This window comes from Gaoshiqia hydrogeniformans (assembly GCF_049347105.1).
In the GTDB taxonomy this organism is placed as follows: Bacteria; Bacteroidota; Bacteroidia; order Bacteroidales; family Prolixibacteraceae; genus Gaoshiqia; species Gaoshiqia hydrogeniformans.
Map to the genome: position 1 here is coordinate 1,310,135 of NZ_CP186334.1, position 22,607 is coordinate 1,332,741.

General features: G+C 49.1%; 12 protein-coding genes. 9 read left to right on the forward strand and 3 right to left on the reverse strand.

Going from position 1 to position 22,607, the window contains the following annotated elements; all coding sequences use genetic code 11:
- Window positions 1-2: 2 nt before the first annotated feature.
- The 4 genes from ACOIT5_RS05340 to ACOIT5_RS05355 all read left to right on the forward strand — a co-directional run bounded on the left by ACOIT5_RS05340 (window position 3) and on the right by ACOIT5_RS05355 (window position 6,936).
- Window positions 3-341 (forward strand): MGMT family protein, encoded by a 339-nt coding sequence (locus tag ACOIT5_RS05340; RefSeq protein ID WP_423129432.1) that lies wholly within the window; start codon window positions 3-5, stop codon window positions 339-341.
- Between the two features lie 10 nt (window positions 342-351).
- Window positions 352-1,467 carry a P-loop NTPase gene (locus ACOIT5_RS05345; RefSeq protein ID WP_423129433.1) on the forward strand — a complete coding sequence of 372 codons (1,116 nt, stop codon included), beginning with the start codon at window positions 352-354 and terminating at the stop codon, window positions 1,465-1,467.
- A 161-nt stretch (window positions 1,468-1,628) separates the two neighbouring features.
- Window positions 1,629-5,309, forward strand: coding sequence for a tetratricopeptide repeat protein (locus ACOIT5_RS05350; protein WP_423129434.1), 3,681 nt, complete (start codon window positions 1,629-1,631; stop codon window positions 5,307-5,309).
- Window positions 5,310-5,379: 70 nt separating this feature from the next.
- Window positions 5,380-6,936 carry a response regulator gene (locus tag ACOIT5_RS05355; RefSeq protein ID WP_423129435.1) on the forward strand — a complete coding sequence of 519 codons (1,557 nt, stop codon included), beginning with the start codon at window positions 5,380-5,382 and terminating at the stop codon, window positions 6,934-6,936.
- On the opposite strand, the gene ACOIT5_RS05360 is transcribed toward ACOIT5_RS05355, so the two are convergent.
- On the reverse strand, window positions 6,933-7,706 hold the full coding sequence (locus ACOIT5_RS05360; RefSeq protein ID WP_423129436.1) for an ABC transporter ATP-binding protein: 774 nt from the start codon (window positions 7,704-7,706) through the stop codon (window positions 6,933-6,935). The genes ACOIT5_RS05355 and ACOIT5_RS05360 overlap by 4 nt on opposite strands.
- Complete coding sequence (locus ACOIT5_RS05365) at window positions 7,703-8,443, reverse strand: MlaE family ABC transporter permease (protein ID WP_423129437.1); 741 nt, start codon at window positions 8,441-8,443, stop codon at window positions 7,703-7,705. Before ACOIT5_RS05365 ends, ACOIT5_RS05360 begins: the two co-directional genes overlap by 4 nt.
- Window positions 8,444-8,691: 248 nt before the next feature.
- Between ACOIT5_RS05365 and ACOIT5_RS05370 the strand changes: the two genes are divergently transcribed.
- Entirely contained in the window at window positions 8,692-9,780 is a 1,089-nt protein-coding gene (locus ACOIT5_RS05370; RefSeq protein WP_423129438.1) for a mannose-1-phosphate guanylyltransferase, read from the forward strand.
- Between the two features lie 90 nt (window positions 9,781-9,870).
- Here ACOIT5_RS05370 and ACOIT5_RS05375 read toward each other — a convergent pair whose 3' ends face one another.
- The gene (locus ACOIT5_RS05375) at window positions 9,871-11,214 is read right to left on the reverse strand and encodes a serine hydrolase domain-containing protein (protein WP_423129439.1); all 1,344 of its coding nucleotides are present in this window, start codon (window positions 11,212-11,214) and stop codon (window positions 9,871-9,873) included.
- 147 nt (window positions 11,215-11,361) lie between these two features.
- Here ACOIT5_RS05375 and pdxA point away from each other — a divergent pair, with 147 nt between their 5' ends.
- The 4 genes from pdxA (at window position 11,362) to ACOIT5_RS05395 (ending at window position 22,538) form a co-directional block, all read left to right on the forward strand.
- A complete protein-coding gene (gene pdxA / locus ACOIT5_RS05380; RefSeq protein WP_423129440.1) occupies window positions 11,362-12,459 on the forward strand; it encodes a 4-hydroxythreonine-4-phosphate dehydrogenase PdxA in 1,098 nt (365 codons plus the stop codon).
- A gap of 11 nt (window positions 12,460-12,470) precedes the next feature.
- Entirely contained in the window at window positions 12,471-13,055 is a 585-nt protein-coding gene (gene ruvA, locus ACOIT5_RS05385) for a Holliday junction branch migration protein RuvA (protein WP_423129441.1), read from the forward strand.
- Between the two features lie 19 nt (window positions 13,056-13,074).
- Window positions 13,075-20,595 carry a cell surface protein SprA gene (gene sprA / locus ACOIT5_RS05390; protein ID WP_423129443.1) on the forward strand — a complete coding sequence of 2,507 codons (7,521 nt, stop codon included), beginning with the start codon at window positions 13,075-13,077 and terminating at the stop codon, window positions 20,593-20,595.
- A gap of 683 nt (window positions 20,596-21,278) precedes the next feature.
- Entirely contained in the window at window positions 21,279-22,538 is a 1,260-nt protein-coding gene (locus ACOIT5_RS05395) for a peptidase U32 family protein (RefSeq protein WP_423129444.1), read from the forward strand.
- The last annotated feature ends 69 nt before the right edge of the window (window positions 22,539-22,607 follow it).

Consider the following 22,607-nt stretch of genomic DNA (forward strand, 5'->3'; position numbering starts at 1 on the left):
ATATGGCCGATTTTTTTGATATGGTTTATGAAGTGGTGAAGCTCATCCCCGGGGGAAGGGTAACCAGCTACGGCGCCATTGCCCGTTACCTCGGCACGGGACAGTCGGCGCGAATGGTTGGCTGGGCTATGAACAAAGCGCACGGCCATCCGGCTGCAGTGCCAGCCCACCGGGTAGTCAATTCACAAGGACTGCTGACCGGCAAACATCATTTCGGAAGCCCCCGGGCCATGCAGGAACTGTTGGAAAGCGAAGGGATCCGGGTCGAGAACGACCAGGTTGTTGATTTTGAAGAACGATTCTGGGACCCGGCAAAAGAATTAACCATTGACGACTATTAAACAACGCAATATGGCAGACATACCACGCAAACTCATCGTACCAAAAAATGTAACCGATACGCTACGCCAGGTAAACTACCCGGGTGCAAACCAGGATATCGTATCGATGGATATGGTTCAGGAAATCCGTATCGCCGGCAAAAAAGTGAACTTTTCACTCGTGTTTCAACGCTCCGACGATCAAAACATCGGGGCCCTGGTGAAAGCCTGTGAAGAAACCATTCTGAAAGAGCTTGGGCCCGATGTAGACATTCGCGGGAATATTGCCGTGAAAGCCATCCACCAGATGGAACGGCCGGTACTGCCAAAAGTGAAAAACATTATTGCCGTGGCTTCGGGTAAAGGAGGCGTGGGAAAATCTACCGTCTCCGTCAACCTGGCGGTAGCGCTCGCCAACACCGGCGCCAAAGTCGGCCTGATTGACGCTGATATTTTTGGGCCTTCCATCCCGAAAATGTTTGGCGCCGAAAAGTTAAGGCCGGCAGGCGATAAAGTTGACGGACGCGAGGTGATTCAACCCATCGAGCAATTTGGCGTTAAAATTTTGTCGATCGGCTTTTTTGTTTCGGTTGAAGATGCGCTGGTGTGGCGCGGCCCGATGGCCTCGAATGCCCTGAAACAACTGATCATGGACGGACACTGGGGCGAACTGGATTACCTGTTGATCGACCTTCCCCCGGGAACCAGCGATATTCACCTCACCCTGGTTCAAACAGTTCCGGTAACCGGCGCCATCATTGTCACCACCCCGCAGGATGTTGCTTTGGCTGACGTCATTAAAGGGGTGAACATGTTCCGCGGAAAAACCGTTGACGTACCCGTACTTGGTTTAGTAGAAAATATGGCCTGGTTTACCCCCGAAGAACTGCCCGGCCACAAATATTACATTTTTGGCAAAGACGGCGGGAAATTACTGGCTGAAGAACTGGGGATCCCCTTGTTGGGCCAAATCCCGATTGTACAGGGAATCCGCGAGGGCGGAGACGAAGGTAAACCGGTTGCTGCCGACGAAACCTCGGCCATGGGAAAAGCATTCGCCGAACTGGCAGCCAATGCCATCCGGGAAATAGAACGCCGAAATGACGAACTGGATCCAACCAAAAAAGTGAAAGTAAGCCGGAAATAAAGATGATACCCCGTTCGCGGGGTTTCGGCAGGAAACCCCGACCGGCAAAATAACAGAAATATACGGCTTCAATCACTTGGTTTTCACCTTTACTTTTACCTGAAACAAAAAACAATAATATCGGGAATATTCAGTTTATCCTAAAGTGTAAATAATCACGGTTGAAAAAAGTTTTACTAAACATATTTTTGTCGGTTTTTGTGTTTCTGATATGGGGCGGTTGTTCTACCGAGAAAAACACGCTGGTAACCCGTTCGTACCATAACCTCACCTCCCATTACAACATTTATTTCAACGGAAAAGAAAGTATAAAATCCGGGCTCGACCGGATGAACAATTCCGTGGCCGACGATTATTCCCGGATTTTGCCCATCTACAAATCCAGCGAGCCTGGAACCGAACGCGTGGCTGTTTCGGAGATGGAATACGCCGTGATCAAAGGCTCCAAACTGATTAACCTACACTCGATCACGAAAAAACCCAAGCGCAGAAAGAACCGGTCGCTGGGCTACAAGCAATTGGCAGGCAAAGACGAATTTAACAAATGGGTGGATGACAGTTACCTGATGATGGGCGAAGCTTTCTTCTATCAAAAAAAATACATCCAGGCCCTCGAGAACTTCTCCATCGTCACCCGAAAATTCAGCGAAGAAAAAACAAGGTTTGACGCTTACGTGTGGATGGTACGCTGCTACACCGAACTGGAACGATACCAGGATGCACTGGAACTGATCAACGACCTCGATGCCTCATCGAAATTCCCCAAACGGTTGGACGGCATATTTTCGCTGGCCGTAGCTGATTACCACATGCGCCTGAAAGCATGGACCGAGGCCATTCCTCAGTTAAAACTGGCATCCGAAAGTCCGTTTAAGAAACATGAAAGGGCCCGGTACAAGTATATTCTTGCCCAATTATACAAAGAAACAGGTCAAAATCAACTGGCCGCCAATACCTTTCGCGAAGTCGCCCGCATGAATCCGTCGTACATCATGGCTTTTAACGCCCGTATTAATGCAACCGGGGTTTTTAGCGACGATGCCGACACCGGAGAGCTGAAAAAAGAATTGCGAAAAATGTTGCGTGACGAAAAGAACAAGGAATTCAGGGACCAGATTTATTATGCCCTTGCGAATATCTGGTTAAAAGAAGGCCAACAGGAAACTGCCATTGAAAATTATATCCAGTCGGCGGCAGTAAGCTCACGGAACCATCACCAACGGGCCTTGTCGTGTATCACGCTGGCAGAAATTTACTTTAACAACCAAAATTATAAAGGCGCACAAAGTTATTACGACAGCGCCATGATTGTTATCGACGAGAATTATCCGAATTATCTGATGATCGCCGACAGGTATAAAAACCTGACGCGCCTGACAGATAACCTCTACACGGTAGTCAGGGAAGACAGCCTGCAGCGCCTTGCCCTGATGGATGATACCGAACGTAACCGGCTGGTGACCCAATGGATCCAGGAGGTGAGGGCCGAAGAACTTCGTCGCAAACAAGCGGAAGTAGAAGAGATGCGCGACCGGAGTTTCTTCCGCATCAACCAGTCGAGGCTCGGTTTAAGCCAGCAACAACAGGGTTCGGGCTGGTATTTTTACAACCCGACAACCGTCACCTACGGAAAAACCGAGTTCGAACAGCTTTGGGGACGACGCCGGCTCGAAGATAACTGGCGGCGGAAAAACAAGGGATCGGTATCCGAACTGGTCATGGCCGAAGAGACCGAAGAACCGGTAAACGGCGAAACGCCCGCTCAACCCGTCGTTCCCCGGGTTGACGACCGGCATAACCGCGAATATTACCTGCAGGACTTGCCCCTCACCGAAGAAAAAATGGCCGCCTCCCACATCAAAATCAGGGATGCCCTTTTTAATGCCGGGCGAATCTTCCGGCAGGATTTTCACAATTACCCAATGGCGATCTCCGAATACGAAGACCTGCTGAAACGATACGAGCATAATATTTACCAGCTAACCATCTGGTTTGAATTGTGGGAACTGTATAAACAAACCGGAGATCAGGAGAAGTCTGCATATTACCGAAACCTGATCATCGGCAATTACCCCGACAGCAAGTATGCCCGGTACCTGGTGAACCCGAACTTTTTTATCGAGCTTGAAGCGAGGAACGACAGCCTGAATCAGCTGTACCAACAAACATTCAACCAATACCGTCAAGGTCATTACCCCGAAGCCGGCCGTTTGGCCAAACAGCTGAAAAGCATGGAGCCGGACAGTTTGCTGCTGCCCAAAGTCAGTTTCATTGAAACCATTGCCGACGGAACCCAACTGGAGATGGACCAGTTTGGCAAAAAGCTCGAAGAATACATTCATACTTATCCGGCCAGCCCGGCAAAACCATTGGCCGAAAACATCCTGAAACTCATTCTGGACAGTACCCTGGTTGATTACCAGCAACTGATCGCCTTAGGGTATTTAAGCGACGAGATCGAAAATGATGAATTGCTCACGGCCGACCGGGCCGCAAACGATGAGTTTGGCGGCAAATTCTCGTACGATGACGAACTGCTGCATTATTTTGTGATTGCTTTCCCGGTAACGGCCGATGTTGATCTGAACCGGCTTAAGTTTGATATTGCCAACTACAATATCGACCATTACATGAAAACCGATTTCGATATTGAAACCGAAAACATGAACCCGCAAACACATTTGCTCGTGGTTCGTTCGATGGAAGATAAACAGCAGGCGCTGATCTATTTCCGTTCAATCATCCGCAAACGCGAGGTCTTTGAAACATTGAAAAACACTGAATATGTTAACTTTACCGTTTCGTCGGCCAATTTCAGAACGGTGATGAGCGACCGGACTTATATGGAATACCTGCGATTCTTCATTAAAAATTACAGCCGCTTTATCGGAGGTGACTTCCCGCAGGACGAATTACCCGAACCCGAAGAGCTGATGGCCAAAGCGCTGGAAGAAGAAACGCGCCAGCAGGAAAAAGGGACCTTCGTGGTGGTTAAACCCGAAACCGGAACGGCCGCATTCAGCCGGAACCGCGAAGCGGCACAGAATTTTGTGATCGCCGTCAACGATGCCGCCTTCAGCACACGCCGCCTGGTCGCTGCCTTTAACTCCTTCAACCGGACAAACTTCGCCGATCTAAACCTGTCGGCAACGGAACGTTCGTTTGGAAACTACCGCCTGCTGGTAATCAAATCGCCGGGAAATATCAGTCAGGCGATGCCCTATTTCAGGCAGGTTATAACCACCCGCAGTTTATTCGACGAACTGGAAACACGAAGTTACCGGAATTTTATTATTTCGGATGAGAACCTCGAAAAGCTGATCGCGAACGGCAAGATCGAAGATTATATGAATTTCTTCCGCGAATATTATATCAGCGGAGCTTTTAACGAAGATAAACCGGCAGAACGTCCGGTTGTCAGGCCAACAGTTGAGGCGCCGGCAACGCCCGGAAAATCAGAACCGCAGGCGGCCTTCAATACCGACCTGAGCGGCGAACACGACTTTCTCCTCCTGGTTCCGTCGGAAGGAATTGACCGCGAAAACCTGAAAGAGGCCATCAGCCTGTTCAACCTGCAAAATTACGCGTCGCCGGGCCTGTCCATCCAGGAGGTCAGGCTGGATGAAAAGCAGATCATCTTCCGGATCAGTCAGTTCGATAACAAAGACACTGCAATGGCTTACCTGCGGGCCATCGTGCGAAACGCCGGCGTTTACGGTCCGTTGGCCGAAGTGAATTACCGGAACTTTATTATCTCCGCTGAGAACTACCGCATTCTTCTCGACACCAAAGATATTAACGGCTACATGCAACTCTACCGGAACTACTATCTGGCTCCCTGACACGTTAATGTTTGTTAAAAGCATACTTATTCCTTTCTGTTTTGTGTTATTTTAAACAAATAGTGACCATATGAAGAAAATCCGTATACTTTGGACCGACGATGAGATTGATATTTTACGCGCCCATATCATTTTTTTAGAACAAAAAGGCTATGAAGTGACAACCGCCACAAACGGCTCCGATGCCATTGACCTGGTGCGCGACAGCCATTTCGACATTATTTTTCTGGACGAAAATATGCCGGGAATGACCGGGCTTCAAACCCTGAACAGCATCAAGGCGGTTGCCCCCAATGTACCGGTAGTGATGATTACCAAGAGCGAGGAAGAAGACATTATGGACCAGGCCATCGGCTCAAAAATGGCCGATTTCCTGATTAAGCCCGTGAACCCGAAACAAATCCTGCTGTCGATTAAAAAGAACGTCGATCAACGTGAGCTGGTTACCCGGAAAACCAACTCCGACTACCAGAGCGAGTTCTCAAAGATCGGGATGCGGCTGAACGAACAACTCAACTTTAACGACTGGAAAGAGGTGTACCGGAAACTTGTTTTCTGGGAACTCGAACTGGCCGGCTCTGAAGATTCGGCAATGGACGAAGTGCTTAAAATGCAAAAAAACGAGGCCAACAATACCTTTGCCCGCTACATCAAAAATAACTACCTGTCATGGTTTCAAAAAGACCTGAACGAACGTCCGCTCATGTCGCCTGATTTGTTCCGGCACAAGGTTTTCCCCTTGCTGGATAAAAAAGATAAAGTTTTCGTGCTGGTGATTGATAACCTGCGCTACGATCAGTTCAGGGCCTTGAGCCCGGTGATGAACCAGTATTTTGTGAGCGAAGAAGAAGAGCTCTATTACAGCATTTTACCTACGGCCACCATGTATGCGCGCAATGCCATTTTCGCAGGACTGATGCCTTCCGAAATTTCCCGTATTTTCCCGCAATATTGGGAAGAAGACGACAATGAAGGCAATAAGAACATGCACGAGAAAGAACTGCTGCAAACCCAGCTGAGCCGGTTGGGACGAAAAGAAAAGCTTTACTTCGAAAAGGTATCGTCGTTAAAAACCGGGAAAAAACTGATCGATAACCTCGGGAGTATCCTCCAGCACGACCTGTCGGTCATGGTATTCAACTTTGTGGACATGATGTCGCACGCGCGCACCGAAATGGAAATGATGCGCGAACTGGCCAGCGACGAAAAAGCCTATCGTTCGCTGACCCGGAGCTGGTTTAACCATTCCTCGTTGCTGGAATTGCTGAAAAGCCTGTCGGAGAATAAAATCAAAGTGGTGTTGACCACCGACCACGGCACCATCCGGGTCGATAATGCCGTAAAGGTGATCGGCGACCGGGAAACGGTTACCAACCTGCGCTACAAACTCGGGCGAAACCTGAATTACAACCCGAAGCAGGTTTTTGAAATTCCGCAACCCGAAAAAGCCTATTTACCCGGCAGAAATGTCAGTTCGAAATTTATTTTTGCCCTGAACAACGACTTTTTTGCTTACCCGAACAACTATAACTATTACGTGCAATATTACCGCGACACCTTTCAGCACGGAGGAATTTCGATGGAAGAAATGATCGTGCCGGTAATTACTTTGTCGCCCAAAGGTTAAGTTTTATCGTCGCCGATTTTACGGTCCCTGATCTCTTTGTATTGCCGGTTGGCAAAAACAAACTCCTGTAGTTTCCGGTTATCGGAATACAGAATTTCGGTTTTTGTACCTTCCCAGCACATCTCGCCATCGCTGATGAACAGGATGTTGTCGCCGATTTCCATCACCGAGTTCATATCGTGGGTATTGATGATGGTCGTAATGTCAAAATCGACGGTAATTTCATGAATCAGCTCATCAATCAGGATCGCCGTTTCGGGGTCGAGGCCCGAGTTGGGCTCGTCGCAAAAAAGGTAGTGGGGATTCAGGGCAATAGCCCGGGCAATGGCCACGCGTTTTTTCATCCCCCCCGAAATTTCCGATGGCGACAAGCGGTGCGCATCTTTGCTGATATTCACCCGTTCGAGGCAGAATTCGATCCGTTTTTGTTTTTCGGCTGTACCCTGTAAGGTAAACATATCGAGCGGGAAACGTACATTCTCCTCAACGGTCAGCGAATCAAACAAAGCGCCTCCCTGGAACACCATCCCCATCTCCTGGCGAAGTTTCTTCCGTTCATTCACCTTCATACCGGTAAAGTTACGCTCGTCGTAATAGATGCCGCCCTCGTCAATTTCATGCAGCCCAACAATCGACTTCAGCAAAACTGTTTTCCCTGAACCGCTGCGTCCAATAATCAGGTTGGTTTTTCCTTTATGGAATTCTTTGGAGATACCTTTCAAAACAGGTTTCCCGTCAAATATTTTTGTCAGATTTTCAACGCGGATCATCGGAATAGTAATTGAGTTAACACTAAGTCGAATACCAAAACCAGGACGGTGGTATTTACCACGGCGCGGGTACTGGCCGCGCCAACTTCCAGGGCGCCCCCTTCGACATAATATCCAAAATAAGCCGGGACCGAGGCAACCAAAAAACCAAAAAAGAGGGTTTTGATCAGCGAAAAATAAACATAGTAGGGCACAAAGAGGTACTGGATCCCGTTGATATAATCAGGCGCGGTAACCGCTCCCACCGTCGGCCCGACAATTAATCCGCCCAGCAGTCCAAAAAATACGCTGAGTATATACAGGAACGGAAGCATAAGAACCACGGCGACAATTTTCGGCAGTATCAGATAACCGGCTGAATTAACCCCCATAATTTCGAGCGAATCAATCTGTTCGGTAACCCGCATGCTGCCAATCTCCGACGAGATGTTGGAGCCGATCTTTCCGGCCATGATCAGGGCCATGACGGTTGACGAAAATTCCAGGATCAGCGTATCCCGGTTTCCCAGTCCCACCAGGTAAGTGGGAAGCAGCGGGCTCGACATGTTATAAGCCAGTTGCAGGGTAATGATCCCTCCCATAAAAACGGAAATAATCACCACGATCCCAACCGAATCAATGCCCAGGGTTTCTATTTCGAAAAAAAGCTTACGCAGGTAGATCCGCGAACGTTCCGGCCTCGAGAAAACCCGGCCCAAGAGTGAGAAATACCGGCCTGTGTGAAAAAAGAATTTCATCAAACAAAAAATTAGTTAATGGCTTCGTACTTGTATCAACAAAAACGTACCGCGGTTTTCGGGCAGATCCTGCTCCTGATTTAAACCCGTACTCCCGGATAAAGGTACAAATAATCAGAAAAGATTTCAGCCGCCAAAACGCCGATTTCAATCTTACGGCTCCGGCATGTTATGAAACCGGTCGAATCTGTTCATTTATCATTGTCAAAATAGGTATCTTTGACGGCAAAGTTCAAAAACAGCATCCTATGAAAAACAATTATTGTGTGATCATGGCCGGAGGAGTAGGCAGCAGATTTTGGCCATTGAGCAAAAGCGCCATGCCGAAACAATTTCTGGACATCCTCGGAACCGGTCGCACATTCATCCAAATGACCTTCGACCGTTTAAAAAAAATCTGCCCGGCAGAAAATTTTTTCATCGTCACCAGCGTGGATTATAAGGAACTGGTTTTAAGCCAGCTGCCTGAATTATCGGAAGACCAGGTCTTACTTGAGCCCCTGAGGCGAAACACCGCTCCCTGTATTGCCTACGCGTGCAGCAGGATAAAAACGATCAATCCCGATGCCAACGTTATTGTGGCCCCCTCCGATCACTTAATTATTAAAGAAGAAGAGTTTTTGTCAATCGTCAGGCGCGGACTTGAATTTGCCGGAGAAAACGACGCCCTGCTTACCCTGGGGATAAAACCAAACCGTCCTGAAACCGGTTACGGCTACATCCAGACCGAATCCAGGCTGCCATACAAAAATACCGATAACCTCTATAAAGTAAAAACCTTCACCGAAAAACCAAACCTCGAGATGGCCCGGATTTTTCTGGAGAGCGGCGAGTTTTTCTGGAATTCGGGGATATTCATCTGGTCGTTGAAAAGCATCCTGGACGCATTTGACAGCCACCTTCCCGACATTGCCGGATTATTCCGGAAAGGTGAAAAACTTTTCGGGACAGACGACGAAGTCCACTTTATCAATAAAACCTATTCCGAGTGCCAGAATATCTCGATCGATTACGGGATTATGGAAAAAGCGAATAATGTTTACGTGCTTTGCGCCGATTTCGGGTGGAGCGACCTGGGAACCTGGGGCTCGCTGTACGAGAATAAAGAAAAAGACGACGACGCCAACTCGGTCAGCGGCGGGAATGTGATGCTTTACAATTCGCAAAACTGCATCGTTAACCTGCCGGATGATAAAATTGCGGTGTTGCAGGGACTGAACGGGTATATTGTGGTGGAATCGAACAACGTCCTGCTGGTTTGCCGAATGGAAGACGAACAGCAAATCCGTCAGTTTGTGAATGATGTAAAACTGCAAAAAGGGCCTCAGTATATTTAAGCGGGGCAGAAAAAAACGGAAGTGCGCGAGCCTGAAAAGATCAGAAATGCTAAGGATCTCATGCACTTCCGTTTTTTTATCATCGTCCGGTTAGTTATCCAGGCTGGCCAGAATTTCCTTCAGCATCAGGTTGGTATCAAATTCGCCTTTTTTCGAGAAACCGGTACGCACCACAATCAGCTCTTTCGAAGGAATAATGAAGATGAACTGACCGTCGTGCCCCTTACACATATAAGTGTCCTCCGGTGCATCCGGCTGGTCGCCCGACCGGTTAAGCCAGAAAAACGCCCCGTACTGCCCGTCCGATCCTTCTGCCGGCTGCACGGTATAATCGACCCAGCCTTCGGGCAATAATTGTTCGCCCAGCCAGTTTCCCCGGTTCAGATAGAGCAATCCAAAGCGGGCATAATCGCGCATGGTGGCATACAGATACGACGAGCCCACAAATGTACCGGAAGCGTCGAGCTCAAAAACAACACTTTTCATCCCGGTTTTATTGAACAGGGCTTCGCGCGGGAAGCGGTAATAAGCCTCGTCGTCGGGAAATGACCGGCGTAAAATTAAACTGGCCAGGTTGCTTGTTCCTGAAGAGTACAACCAAACCGAACCGGCCGGAAAAGCCGCCGGTTTGCGGGCAGCGTAAATGCCCATATCTCCCGCTTTATGCAACATGATCGTTACATCAGACAAATTCCCGTAATTTTCGTTCCACTCCAGGCCGCTGTTCATTTGAAGCAGGTTGTTCAGCACAATATCCTTTTGCTGATCAGGTTCCCGGTCGTCAAAATCCAGGGGTTGGTCCAACCGGAGCTGTCCTTCTTTCACCCGCAGGCCAATCAGGGCATTGGTGAAACTTTTTGCCATCGACCAGCTTAAGAACCGGCTTTCGGGCGCAAAGTCGTCCCGGTACGCCTCGGCAACCGGTTGTCCCCGGTACACCACCATCAGCGCAAAAGTCCCTTTGTAGGGGATGGTATCAGACATCACTTTGTTGACGGCCTCTTGCAGTTTGTCCGGATTAATTCCCCGGGGAACCGAATCGGCGACCACATTCCCCATTGGCCAGTCAATGGTATCGGGGTTCTCGGGTAAGGGCACAACCTGCGGGTAACTACGCGACCTGATTGCTTCTTCCGGGTAATCAGCCACCAGGGTACATCCGTAACCGTCGATGTAAACCGCTTTCGATTTTCCCCACAAAAAACGGCTGACCACTTCTTTCTTTTCAAAGTCGACCGTATTGGCGGTGTATTTAATCACCGAAAAATTGAGGTCCTCCGCCTCCATCGCCTCCTGCGTCCGCCCGGCTACAAAAACACCCGACGCCAGGTTTTTGGCGGCATAGCCTGTAATGACAGGCATCAGCTGGTTCAGGTACAATCCGCCGACAATCAAAACAAGGAAGATAACGGAAAGGAAAATTCGTTTTTTCATAACCAGGCAGTTTATGTTTCTTACTGATTACAATGATAAAGAAAATCAGTTTTGATAAAGCCGATTTATAATTTAAATTTACGCGACAGATATCAGGTAGAAATACCGGGCGCTTTTAATGCAAATTTCATCAATAGAAAACACAACATGAGCAGAAACAAAATAAAAATCGGGATTTCACAGGGCGACATCAATGGGATTGGTTACGAGGTCATCATGAAAACGCTGAGCGACCCGCGCATCCTGGAAATGTGTACCCCAATCGTATACGGATCGCCCAAAGTTGCCGCTTACCACCGGAAGGCGCTGAACATGGAAAGTTTCAATTTCCACAGCATCCGGCATGCAGGCGAAGCCGATTCGCGTAAAGCCAACATCATCAACTGCATTGACGATAACGTTCGTGTTGAACTGGGAAAAATTTCGGATGTGGCCGGCGAAGCGTCTTATATGGCTTTAGACGCAGCTGTAACCGACCTGAAACAAGGACAAATTGACGCCCTGGTGACGGCGCCCATCAGTAAAGACAACATCCAAAGCGACAAATTCAATTTCCCGGGCCATACCGAATTTTTGGCCGAACAGTTCGAGACGAACAACTACCTGATGCTGATGGTCAGCGAAATGATGAAGATCGGGGTGGTGACCACCCATGTGCCATTGGGTAATGTAACCAAACTGATTACCACCGAGGCGATCCTGAATAAACTGCGGATCATTTCGAGCTCGCTGGAACAGGATTTCAGCATCAAAAAACCACGCATTGCGGTGCTGGGCCTCAACCCGCACGCCGGCGACGGAGGTTTGCTGGGTTCCGAAGAGAAAGATATCATCATCCCGGCTATTGAAAAAGCCAAAACAGAAGGTATTTTAGCCATTGGCCCCTACCCTTCCGACGGCTTCTTCGGTTCGGGCGACTACACCAAATTTGATGCAATCCTGGCCATGTACCACGACCAGGGCCTGACACCCTTTAAAGTGATTTCGTTTGAACGGGGCGTGAATTATACCGCCGGCTTACCGGTGATCCGTACCTCGCCGGCACACGGAACGGCCTTTGATATTGCCGGCGAAGGAAAAGCGTCGCCCGAGTCTTTCCGCGAAGCGCTTTACCTGGCCATCGACGTGTACAACAGCCGCCAGTTGTACAAAGAAATCAGCAGGAACCCGCTGAAGAAGTACGAAATCAACCCCAACCAGGTAGACGAAAGCGTTAGTTTTGAAGATGAAGAACCGGCTATTTAATCAACAAAACCATGTTTGAATACATCTATGGAAAAATAGCAGGGCTGACACCTGCCCACGCCGTGATCGAAGCCGGCTCCGTGGGTTATTTCATCCATATCTCGCTGAATACCTACTCGTCCATTAACGGGAAAGAACACACCCTGCTGTATGTTCACCAGGTGGTTCGCGAAGATGCCCATTTACTATACGGCTTCGCGCAGACTGGCGAACGGGAGTTGTTCCGCTTGCTGATTTCGGTCAGCGGAATTGGTTCAAATACCGCGATGATGATGCTTTCGTCGCTTTCACCCGATGAAATCAGGAATGCCATCCTCACCGAAAATGTCAATTTACTGAAAAGCATCAAAGGGATCGGCGCCAAAACCGCCCAGCGGGTAATCATCGATTTAAAAGACAAAATAGGCAAAAGCCCGGCCAGCGATCAAATTTTAATACCATCGGCAAACAATACAATTCGCGATGAAGCGTTATCAGCTTTAGTGATGCTTGGATTTGCGAGGAAAAGTATTGAAAAAGAATTGGATAATATTCAAAAAGCAAATCCGGAACTCACCGTAGAACAAATGATAAAGATGGCCTTGAAAAGCCTTTGACAGTTGAAAAAATGCGGTATTGAAAACGGACTTGAGATATACACTGCTCTTTTTTGTACTTTCAGGGATCATTGCTATGGGTTGGTCTTCGGGGCCGGCCAACAGATCTGTCGTTTCTGAATCCAAGCCGGATAGTCAGCCGGATACGGTACAAAGCAACGAAAATTATACGCTTCCGTATCCCTTCAGCGACGCGAAAGAATATGAGTACGACCAAAAAGACAGCTCCAATCTTTTCCTGAAAAAACCTTCGAACATAAAAACCGAAGTTGTTTACGATCCCGTGACGGGAGAGTATATTTTTTATGAAAAAATCGGTGATTTTAACTACCGGCTTCCCAAAGCCATGTCCTTGCAGGATTATGTGAAGTATGATTTTGAAAACTCAATCCGCAACTACTGGCGAAAACGTTCCAACCAACTCAGCATGGAGAACCAGGGAGGAACCATTCCCCGCTTAATGATTGAAGGAGAAGCTTTCAGCCGGATTTTCGGCGGAAATACGATCGATATCCGTCCGCAGGGTTATGTCGAAGTCAGCTTCGGATACCAAATGAATTCGACCGAAAACCCTTCGATACCCGAACGTTTACGAAAAACCCCCTCGTTTGATTTTGACCAAAAAATCCAGATGAACGTTGCCGGAAATATTGGCGAAAAAATGAAAATGCGGGTAAACTACAACACCGAAGCGACTTTTGATTACGAAAATAAAATGAACCTGGAATATACCGGCGACGAAGACGAAATTATCAAGCGGATTGAAGCCGGGAATGTTTCACTGCCGCTGAACGGTTCGTTGATTACCGGCGCCACCAACCTGTTCGGGGTGAAAACCGAGATGCAGTTTGGTAAACTCAACCTGACCACCATCTTCTCGCAAAGCAAAGGGGAAACAAAGGTGGTGGAAACCCAGGGTGGCGCACAAAAAACCTCTTTTCAGATCAGGGCTTCCGATTACGACGCCAACCGGCACTTCTTTTTATCGCATTACTTCCGCGATCATTACGACGAGGCTTTACGAAAACTGCCGGTGGTCCTTTCGTCAGTTACCATCAATAAAATTGAAGTTTGGGTAACCAATAAATCCGGAAATTATAACGAAGCGCGTAATATCCTCGCCCTGATGGACCTGGGCGAACATACGTCAAATATTTACAACCAGGTTACCGATTTTCGCGATCCCGGCGGCCAGCCTTACCCCGAAAATATTTATCCCTACAACCAGGCGAACGGGCTGTACCAGGAAATGACAACCACTTACAGCGACATCCGGGTCGTTTCCCAGATTTCGAGGACACTCTCCCCGCTGTCGTCCTCTAATTTTATTGGCGGGCAGGATTTTGAAAAAATTGAACAGGCACGGAAACTGAATGAATCGGAGTACACGGTCAACCTGAATCTGGGCTATATCTCGCTCAACTCGGCGCTAAATGCCGACGAGGTGCTGGCGGTAGCCTTCAACTATACCGCCAACGGGCAAACTTTCCAGGTGGGCGAATTCTCGTCCGACGGGGTTGAAGCCCCGCAAACCCTGGTGCTGAAGCTGCTGAAAGGGACCAACCTGTCGCCCAGGCTGCCCACCTGGAAACTGATGATGAAAAACATTTACAACCTGAATGCCTACGAGCTAAGCAGCGACGGCTTTATTCTGGATGTGTTGTATCAGAACGATTCTACGGGGACCTATGTCAATTACCTGCCCGGCTCAAACCTCCAGGGACACATCCTGCTGAACGTGCTGAACCTGGATAACCTGAACTCGCAACTGGACCCGGGGAGCAACGGGGTATTCGACTTTATTGAAAATGTAACGGTAAACTCAACCACCGGGCGTATTATTTTTCCGGCGGTCGAACCCTTCGGCAGTTACCTGCGCGACTCGATAAACAACAGTTTCTTTGCCAACAAATACACCTACCAGTCGCTTTACGACTCAACCAAAACCGTTGCAGAACAAGATGCGGAACACAACAAGTTTATCCTGAAAGGAAGTTATACCGGTTCATCCAGCTCCGAAATCTCGCTGGGCACGGTAAACCTGGCGCAGGGCTCGGTGAAAGTAACATCCGGCGGGATCGTGTTGGTTGAAAACATTGACTATACCGTGGATTACACGCTGGGAAGGGTAAAAATCATCAACCAGGCTTATCTCGAATCCGGGGCTGCGCTGCAAATCTCCACCGAAAGCGAAGATCTGTTTTCCGTTCAGCGAAAAACCTTGCTGGGAACCCATGCCAATTATGCGTTCTCGGATAAGTTTAACCTCGGGGCCACCTTGCTTTACATGAACGAACGGCCGCTCACCCAGAAAGTGAACTATGGCGACGATCCGATTTCCAATGCCATTTTCGGGCTCGACGCGACCTACTCAACCCAGTCGGGCTTTTTAACCCGCCTGGTTGACAAGCTTCCCTTCATCGAAACCAAAGAAATTTCAACCGTGGCTGTTGAAGCCGAAGTGGCCAAGCTGGTGGTAGGCGAATCGAGTGTGACCAAATCGACCGTTTATATCGACGATTTTGAATCGACCCAAACATCCATCGACCTAAGGACACGCCAATCCTGGGTAACAGCCAGTACGCCGCAAAAGCAGAGCCTCTTCCCGGAGGCCGACACCGACGACGACCTGGCATACGGCTTCAACAGGGCCAAACTGGCCTGGTACGTGATCGACCCCCTCTTCCTCCGAAATACGTCTCAAACACCGGCCCATATCAGGCAGGACAAAAACCAGCAGTCGAACCACCTGGTGCGCGAAGTTTTTCAAAAAGAAATTTTTCCGGATAAAGATACCGAGATTGGCGTACCAACCAACATTTCGGTCTTCGACGTGGCTTATTATCCCGAAGAGCGCGGGCCTTACAATTTCGACAGCCAGCCAACGGCATACTCGGCCGGTTTAAATCCCGACGGGACCTTGCGCCAACCCGAATCGCGCTGGGGAGGGATCATGCGAAAAATCGAAACAACCGACTTTGAAACAGCCAACATCGAATACATCGAATTCTGGATGATGGACCCCTTTGTCAACGACACTTTTTCCGTTCATCAGGGCGGCGATTTATATTTCAACCTGGGCGATGTGTCGGAAGATATCCTGAAAGATTCGCGCAAATCGTTCGAACATGGTCTTCCCGAAACAGACCTGGCGTCGAATGTCGATCCGACCATCTGGGGACAAGTATCCACCAAAACACAAATCACCAACAGTTTTGTCACCGACCCGAACATTATCGTCAGACAGGATGTGGGTTTCGACGGCTTAAGCGATGATGATGAACGGGAATTTTACAGCGGGTACCTGCAGTCGGTGCAAAACATCCTGGACCAGAATGTCCTGGCCGAGTTTACGGCCGACCCGTCGGGAGACAACTATCATTATTACCGGGGTTCCGATTACGACCAGCAGGAACTGAGCATTCTGGAGCGGTACAAAAAATACAACGGGGTCGAAGGCAACTCGGTCCCCGCTTCACGGTCGCCCGAAACCTACCCCACGGCCGCTTACACCTTGCCGGATGTAGAAGATATTAACGGCGACGGCACCCTGAACGAGTATGAACGTTACTACCAGTACCGGGTCAGTATCCGCCGCGAAGACATGGCTGTCGGGAATAATTACATCTCCGATGTCCGGACGGCCCGGGTAGAACTGGCCAACGGAACAATCGGGGAAGTCAACTGGTACCAGTTTAAGATTCCGGTAACCAAGCCCGACCAGGTGATTGGCGGAATCTCTAACTTCAGTTCCATTCGTTTTATGCGTATGTTCCTGCACCAGTTCGCCGATCCGGTGGTATTGCGTTTTGCCACACTTGAACTGGTACGGGCAGACTGGCGCCGTTATACCGGCGAGCTGGAAGAGTTGAATGATATCCCCGATATGAATACCGAATTCGACGTGTCGGTTGTCAATATTGAGGAAAACAGCGACCGGAAACCGGTTAACTATGTGCTTCCTCCGGGAATCGACCGGGTGATTGACCCTTCAAATGCACAGTTGCTCCAGTTAAACGAACAGTCGCTTGTATTGCGCACCTACGACCTGGAACAAGGCGACTCCCGGGCCGCGTATAAAAATATTTACCTCGACTTCAGACAATACAAACGCCTGAAGCTGGAAGTACACGCCGAGGCCATCGAGAATTACCCGCTGAATGATGATGAAATGTACTTTTTCATCCGCCTGGGATCGGATTACAGCAATAACTATTACGAGTATGAGTTGCCCTTAAAACTGACTGCCCCGGGAATTTACAACAAAAATATCGAGGCCGACCGATACGCGGTTTGGCCCGACCAGAACCGCATCAACATCCCGCTATCCCTGTTTACCGGGGCCAAACTGTCGCGGAACGATGCCATGCGGGAGGCCGGATCAACCATCCGGACCAGCGATGTCTTCGAGGTGGTCCACGAAGACTGGAACAACAATAAAAACCGGGTAAAAATAAAAGGAAATCCCAACCTGGGGAACATCGAAGTCATGATGATGGGTATCCGTCATAAAAAGACAACCGAATTTAACCCCGGCCCAAAAACCGTTGAAGTGTGGGCCAACGAGCTTCGCCTGAGCGAACTGGAAGACGAAGGCGGATGGGCGGCAAACATGCGCGTTTCCACCAGACTGGCCGATTTCGGGTCGGTTGTTGTCGCCGGGCGCCACCGGTCTGTTGGCTTCGGAAGTATTGAACAAAGCGCCCTGGAACGAGCGATGGACGACCTCACCGAATACGATATTTCCTCGAACTTCGAACTGGGACGTTTCTTTCCCAAACAGGCGCAGGTGAAAATCCCGCTTTATGTGGGTGTTTCAAAAAGCATCAGCAACCCGAAATATAACCCGCTTGACCCGGATATTGAAATGACTGAAGCGCTCAGCCGGGCAGGTTCGTCGTCAGAAAGGGATTCGATCAAACGAATGGCCCAGGATTATACCAGCCGGAAAAGCATCGTCCTCAACAACGTCAAGGTCGACAAGGTTAACAAATCGGGGAAGCCCCGGCTTTACGACCCGGCAAACTTCTCCGGCACCTTCGCCTATAACCAGGAAAAAGAACGGGATGTAAACACCGAATACAGCCTGGAGAAAAACTACCGGACGGTGTTAAGTTATAACTTCAACAATCGCCCGAAAATCTACGAGCCCTTTAAAAACTCGAAGGTATTAAAAGGAAATACCCTGCGCCTGGTGCGGGACTTCAACTTTTACCTGATGCCCACCCAGATCTCGTACCGGAACGAGCTTTACCGGTATTACAAGGAAGTGCAAACCCGGAATATCTCCAACCCGAACCTGATCATTCCGCTGACCGTTGAAAAAGAATTTTTGTGGAGGCGCAACTTCGATCTGCGTCACACGCTGACCCGTTCGCTGAAGATTGACTTTTCATCGCAGGGAACAGCCCGGATTGATGAGCCGGAAGGACGTATGAACCGCGAAGACGACGATTACCAGATGAAAAAAGATTCGATCCTGACCAACCTGTTACACCTGGGACGTCCGGTGCTTTATCATCATGTGATTAATGCGTCGTACCAGGTGCCCATCAATAAGATCCAGTTTTTCAACTGGGTCACCATGAATGCCCGTTATCAGGCCATGTACGACTGGCGGGCCGGCTCCATCACCGACGAAAGCATGGAGTTGGGAAACATTGCCGAAAACTCGCGCGTGATCCAGGGGAACGGGCAGTTATCCATGCTGAACCTGTATAACAAAGTGCCGTTCCTGAAAGAAGTCAATCAAAAATTTGTGAGTACATCTGCGGCCACGCGGAGTTCAGGAAGCCGGACCAGGGCTGCCGAGCAAGCTGCGGCCGCTTCAAACGTCCGGGTGAGGGAAGTGGAATTTTCGAAAGACAAGCTAAGCCTTAAAGGGAATAGCCCGAACCTGATCGAACACCGCCTAAAAACCAGGGATGTGCAGGTAACCGTGCTGAACGATCGCGGACAACGGGTTAACGGGGTGGTTGATGTTGTTGATGAAAATCACATCAAATTTACACCGCGAATCGACCTGGAGGGAGCTAAGATAGACATTAAAGGCAAGCAAACCCTGGAGAACAGCCTTCTTTATACCGTGTCGTTGTACACCGCGCGTACCCTGATGAGCCTGAAAACTCTCGCCGTCACCTATTCCAGCTCGGGAGGAACGGTATTGCCCGGGTTTATGCCCGAGCCCAGCATTTTTGGATCGGGGAATTACCACCCCGACCCGGTAATGTTTGGCGATGTAGCTGCAAGCACTGCCCCGGGACTGCCCTTCCTGCTCGGATGGCAGGACAAAAATTTTGCCCGCGATGCCGCGCTGAAAGGCTGGATCACCAGAGATACCACGCTAAACGCGCCCTACGTGATGAGCCGTAACGAGACCTTCACCATACGGGCCAATATAGAACCGATACCCTTTCTTCGGATCGACCTGTCGGCCAACCGGTCTTTCTCCGAAAATACCAGCGAATACTACCTGTACAACGGCAGCACCGGCCTTTTCAATGCCACAAACCGCACCATCAGGGGAAACTTCACCATGTCGGTAAATACCTGGAGCACCGCTTTCAGCAAAATGGGAGGCGCCGAAGTGGAAGAGTCAGACGCTTACCGGGAAATGCTCGATAACCGGATCGTGATTGCCCGGAGGCTGGCCGCCCGGCGCGTACCCAATCCTTCGGAAGGATACGACCCGGAGATGGTGAACGAAACAAACGGCTACCCGGTAGGCTACGGACCGACTTCGCAGGAAGTATTAATTCCCTCGTTTATAGCGGCCTACACCGGCCAATCGCCGGAGAAGGTTTCCCTGGAACCATTCCCCTCGATTTGGCACATGCGTCCGAACTGGCGGGTGACCTACGATGGCGTGGTCTCCAACATCAAGGGACTGAACAAGATGGCCAGATCAGTCAACCTGAACCATTCCTACCGTTCATCATACAATATCGGTTCTTACATCACCAACCTGAGTTATAACGACCAGGTTTACGACGACGGATTCAGCTACATCACCAACCAGTTTAACGGCAATTTTGTGAGCCAGTACGATATTAATTCGGTCAGCATCACCGAACAGTTCAGCCCGCTGATCAACGTCGACGTAAACTGGCTGAACGAAATGTCGACCCGCGTGGAGGTGAAACGGATGCGTAACTTAACCCTGAACTTCGCCAACAACCAACTGACCGAAGTGCTTAGCAATGAACTTTCATTGGGTTTTGGTTACCGTTTTCAGAAGATGGACCTGATCATAAAAACCAAAAACTCGCAAAAGGCTTACTCAAACGATCTGAATATCCGGGCCGATGTGTCGTTCCGGAAAAACAAGACCCTGCTGCGCAAATTAACGGAGAACGAAGACCAGTTAACGGCCGGACAAAAAGCGGTTACCATTAAAACGACCGCCGACTATATGTTGAGCGACCGCTTCCAGCTTCGGGTGTACTACGACAAACTGATTAACAACCCGTTCACCTCGCAGGCTTTCCCCACGGCAACCACCAATTTCGGGGTAAGCTTCCGGTTTACCCTGACGCAATAAGTTTGGTTCCCGCCGGGAAAGGTAAACCCTGCCGCTTTTATATTCTGATTTGAAAATATATTCTCCCCTGTCGTTTGAGCGAAGCGGGAACGGGAAGCTTGCTATCCTGAGTTTGCAGCTCATTTTACAATGTTATTACCCTCTGCTCCTTCTATGAAACCTGGCAGGTTTTAAAAAATGAACAATGATAACTTCATCTTTCCAAAATTATAAGTTAATATTTTGGAAATCACAGGTTAATATTTTCAAGATTATAAGTTAATCTTTTCAAAATTGTAAATTAATATTTCAACCTGCTCCTCCTGATTTGCACCCAAAGCTGGTTAACGTGGCTGGACCGGATCTGTTATCCGGTCCCTTGTAATCCAGGATTTGCAATCCTGCTAAAGCAAAAATTTTTTGTCAATTTTTTGTCATACAATTTCAGAAACTGTTTAAATTTAATTTTATCGTTCCGTTAGGAACAAAATATGGGTAGAAAAACAATGATTAGGTGTTCTCTTGTCCGGCAACTGCCGGACAAAATGTACTGCTGGGTGACTAACTTTCTACCCATATATTTTCCCTCCGGGAAATTTTTAAACAGTCACTCAATATTTACCAAGCCTTTCCCCGGCTCCCGCTACGTCAAAATTGGCAGATCGCCAAATTAATGTAATTTTGCCCCGGATAGTTAAACCGGTATGGAGAGAAGAAAAGTTGAGATTATGGCCCCGGTGGGTTCGTACGAATCGTTGGCTGCTGCCATCCAGGCGGGCGCCGGGTCGGTTTATTTTGGGGTGGAACAGCTCAATATGCGGGCCCGTTCATCGAATAATTTCACCCTCGACGACCTGAGAAATATTGCTGAAAAAGCGCATAAAAACGGGGTAAAAACCTACCTGACAGTCAATACCATCATTTTCGATACCGAGCTCGACAAGCTGCACCGGGTGATCGATGCCGCCAAAGAAGCCGGTATTTCGGCCATTATTGCCAGCGATATTTCGGCCATTTTGTATGCCCGTTCGGTTGGGGTGGAGGTTCATATTTCGACCCAGCTTAACGTGACCAACACCGAAGCGGTAAAATTTTACGCCCAATATGCCGATGTTGTCGTCCTGGCCCGCGAAATGAACCTGGGCCGGGTATGGGAAATCAGCAAACAAATCAGCGAACAAAATATACGCGGACCAAAAGGCGAGCCGGTGCAACTCGAAATGTTTGTACACGGTGCGTTGTGCATGGCCGTATCGGGTAAATGTTACCTGAGCCTGCACGAGATGAACTCGTCGGCCAACCGGGGCAGTTGCATGCAAACCTGCCGCCGCGCCTACACGGTCATTGACCAGGAGACCGGCGCCGAACTCGAAATCGACAACGAGTACATCATGTCGCCCAAAGACCTGAAGACCATTCATTTCCTGAATAAACTACTCGATGCCGGTGTTTCGGTACTCAAAATTGAAGGGCGCGCCCGTTCACCCGAATATGTAAAAACAGTGGTGGAATGTTACCGCGAAGCCGTGGATGCCTATTTTGACGGGGAATTTACCGATAAAAAAATTGAAGACTGGGACCGCCGCCTCAGCACCGTATTTAACCGTGGTTTCTGGGATGGCTATTACCTGGGGCAACGCCTGGGCGAATGGAGCAAAAACTACGGGTCGCTGGCCACCGAACGCAAAGTATACCTGGGCAAAGGGATGAATTATTTCCCCAACATCCAGGTGGCCGAGTTCAGGATGGAGGCAGGCAGTCTGAAAGTTGGCGACAAAATACTGGTTACCGGCCCGACAACCGGCGTGGTGGAAGCCGAAGTGGAAGAAATCCGCGTGAAGCTTGAGCCGGTACCGGAGGCCCGGAAAGGCGATTTGTTTTCGGTACGTCTCACACAAAAAATCCGACGATCAGACAAACTGTACAAAGTTGTCGCGGCCAGCGAAGTAAAACAACGAGGATAAATCCGGGGATTATCAACCGCTTAGGGCTGATAACTTCCTGAAAAAACTGTATCCTGATACATTCATCAA

Excerpts from the sequence above, each read along its gene's own strand:
- ACOIT5_RS05340 (WP_423129432.1), top strand. The coding sequence starts at position 3 with ATGGCCGATTTTTTTGATATGGTTTATGAAGTGGTGAAGCTCATCCCC.
- ACOIT5_RS05345 (WP_423129433.1), top strand. The coding sequence starts at position 352 with ATGGCAGACATACCACGCAAACTCATCGTACCAAAAAATGTAACCGAT.
- ACOIT5_RS05355 (WP_423129435.1), top strand. The coding sequence starts at position 5,380 with ATGAAGAAAATCCGTATACTTTGGACCGACGATGAGATTGATATTTTA.
- ACOIT5_RS05360 (WP_423129436.1), bottom strand. The coding sequence starts at position 7,706 with ATGATCCGCGTTGAAAATCTGACAAAAATATTTGACGGGAAACCTGTT.
- ACOIT5_RS05365 (WP_423129437.1), bottom strand. The coding sequence starts at position 8,443 with ATGAAATTCTTTTTTCACACAGGCCGGTATTTCTCACTCTTGGGCCGG.
- ACOIT5_RS05370 (WP_423129438.1), top strand. The coding sequence starts at position 8,692 with ATGAAAAACAATTATTGTGTGATCATGGCCGGAGGAGTAGGCAGCAGA.
- ACOIT5_RS05375 (WP_423129439.1), bottom strand. The coding sequence starts at position 11,214 with ATGAAAAAACGAATTTTCCTTTCCGTTATCTTCCTTGTTTTGATTGTC.
- pdxA (WP_423129440.1), top strand. The coding sequence starts at position 11,362 with ATGAGCAGAAACAAAATAAAAATCGGGATTTCACAGGGCGACATCAAT.
- ruvA (WP_423129441.1), top strand. The coding sequence starts at position 12,471 with ATGTTTGAATACATCTATGGAAAAATAGCAGGGCTGACACCTGCCCAC.
- ACOIT5_RS05395 (WP_423129444.1), top strand. The coding sequence starts at position 21,279 with ATGGAGAGAAGAAAAGTTGAGATTATGGCCCCGGTGGGTTCGTACGAA.